Below are 2,382 nucleotides of genomic sequence, written 5' to 3'. Positions count from 1 at the left end.
GCGCCCTGGCGTCCGGCCGGATGATCGCGGTTGCGGCGGTTAGCGCCTGGCCGAGGATCGGTGCGCGCTGCTCGGCGGGCAGGTGTGGCGCGAGTGAGGTTAACGCTTCGGCCCGAGGGGTTGGGTCGGGGATGGCTTGTGCGTAGGCGAGGGCGCGCCCGAGCGGCCACACGCCGGTGTCGACGAGTCGGAGAAGCAGGGCCAGGGGAATGTTCGCGGCGAGGGTAGTGATCGAGCCAAGGATCAGCGCGTAGCCGACGTGGCGGGCCAGGATGGTCGGGGGCTCGGCGGGAGAGCGGGTTCCCGTGTGGTCGCGGGCGGCTTGGATCGCGGTGACGTAGTCGGCCGTGGTGCCCTGGCCTTCGTGGGCGGCATACCAAACACTTTCGGTCTGGCCGCCACGAGTGCGCCGCTCGGCCGCGAGGATCGCATCGACAGTGTCAGCGTCATCGGCGGCGAGGAGATGGGGGACGAGCCAGGCCAGGCCGTAGCGGTCGGCGGCATCCCGTCGACCGGCAGCGGCAAGCAGCGGCAGGGCCTTATTCAGACTGCCCCATCGGTCAAGAAACCGATGTGCAATTAGCCCGTGCAGCTCGGCGAACCGGCCCGGGGGAAGACTGCCACGGGCGTAGTCAAACACCAGGTCATGCGCGGTCACCGTCCGGCTGTCCGAGTGCAGACGCACCAGGGACGCGCCGTCCAACTGGCGGAGCACGCTGCGCGCCGTCCTACCGTCCAGGGGACCGGTAGCCGCCCACAGATCGAGCACCACCGACACCGGAACCGGTCCATGGCCTTTGAACACCGCGAGCTCGGCCAACCGCGCCGCCGCGCCGTCGGGCAGGAGCTGCGTCCCGGCGTCGATCACCCCGAGCAGGTGCGGGTACGGATAGTCCGGGAACCGTGCGGTCAGCTCGACCAGGTCCGCCCGGTCGAACGCCTCAGCGATCTCCTCCCAGTCCCACAGCTCCCGGACCAGACCACCAGCGATCGCCAGAGCGACCGCGAGCCCACCACAGCGGTCAAGCACCCCGCGAGCCGTAGACAGCTCTGGCACCGGCTGCCGGGCGTAGGCGGCGAGCAGCTGACGCGCGGTCGAGTCGTCGACCAAGCCGACGGGGCAGATCGGCGTGGTCACCGGAAGGACATGGCTGCTACGGGACGTCACCAGCAGCCGCACCCCCGCCAGCCGAGGAAACCCATCGACCACGGCCGGTTCCCACACGTCATCCAACACGATCAGACACGCCGCTCCCGCCAACAGCCCACGCAACCGATCCCGACCCTCAGCAACATCCGCCACAGGACGGGGATCCCCAAACGCAGCCAGCACCCGCCCCTGCACCGCAGCCACATCTCCGCCCGGGTTCACCTCCACCCACACCGCCCCATCAACGAACCGGCCACGCACCTCCCCGTCGTGCAGCACCGCCCGGGCGACCGTCGACTTGCCCGCACCCCCCATCCCGACCACACCCACCGGACCTGCGCCGTTCACCGTCAACAGATCCCGCACCGCACCCACCGCCACCGTCCGATCCACAAACGGATCCGGAAACGGCCACCCCGCCCGCACCACGTCCCACGACGCCGGCACCCGCGCCCGGCCCGTCGAGGTCCGCGCACCTGCGGCGAAAACCTCGCTGTCCGGGAACTGCTCCAACGCCGCTGCGTACAGCCGCCCCCTATCCCCGACCACGGCACCATTCGCCAGCAGCCGGAACACCTCACCCCAGAACTCGGCCGCAGTCGACACCGCCCACGCGGGAAGATCCCCCACCGAGAACCCCACAGACTCCAGAACCCGCCGCGCCGCGGGCAGCTCCGGAAACGCCCCCGCGAACGCCGCGACCTCCCCGGACAGGTCGGCCACCCGCCACCCCCCTGCCCGCCACACGCCGGTCGGGCAGACACATCATGCCAGCCAGCCGGCACCCAGCCACTAACCCCGTCAAACCCTGGAGTGATCCCGGTTCTGTAGACAGTGGACGTACTTATCACTGACTACCAGGGAGATCCGGGGATGGGATCGATGCGGAGGAAGTTCACCCAGGAGTACAAGGATGAGGCAGTGGCTCTCGTCCTTGGTTCGGACCGTACGATCGCCGAGGTGGCGAAGAGCCTCGGGATCAACGAGACGAGCTTGGGGAGTTGGGTGAAGAAGGCGAAGGACACCGGCGAGGTTGGGGAGAAGCCGCTGTCGGTGTCGGAGCGCGCCGAGCTCGAGGAGCTGCGGAAGAAGAACGCACAGCTGCAGATGGACAACGCTTTCCTAAAAAAAGTGGCGAGCTTCTTCGCGAGCGACCAGAAGTAAGGTTCGAGTTCATCTCGGCCCACGCACCGAAGAAGCCTGCTCCCGCCGACGGGATGAACACCTTCCCC

General features: G+C 68.8%; 2 protein-coding genes. One reads left to right on the top strand and one right to left on the bottom strand.

The features are described 5' to 3' along the window. Positions 1-1,873, bottom strand: a 1,873-nt coding sequence (locus BCD48_RS16445) for an NB-ARC domain-containing protein (RefSeq protein WP_198543272.1), incomplete at its 3' end; no start/stop codon positions are given. 111 nt (positions 1,874-1,984) lie between these two features. On the opposite strand from BCD48_RS16445, the gene BCD48_RS16440 reads away from it, so the two are divergent. Continuing rightward, positions 1,985-2,314, top strand: a complete 330-nt coding sequence (locus BCD48_RS16440; protein WP_241841707.1) for a transposase — start codon at positions 1,985-1,987, stop codon at positions 2,312-2,314. Positions 2,315-2,382 lie beyond the last annotated feature (68 nt).

The sequence above is a fragment of the Pseudofrankia coriaricola genome (assembly GCF_001854805.1).
Lineage (GTDB): Bacteria > Actinomycetota > Actinomycetes > Frankiales > Frankiaceae > Pseudofrankia.
The sequence above is the reverse complement of the archived record's forward strand: the minus strand, read 5'-3'. Positions and strand labels throughout refer to the sequence as shown.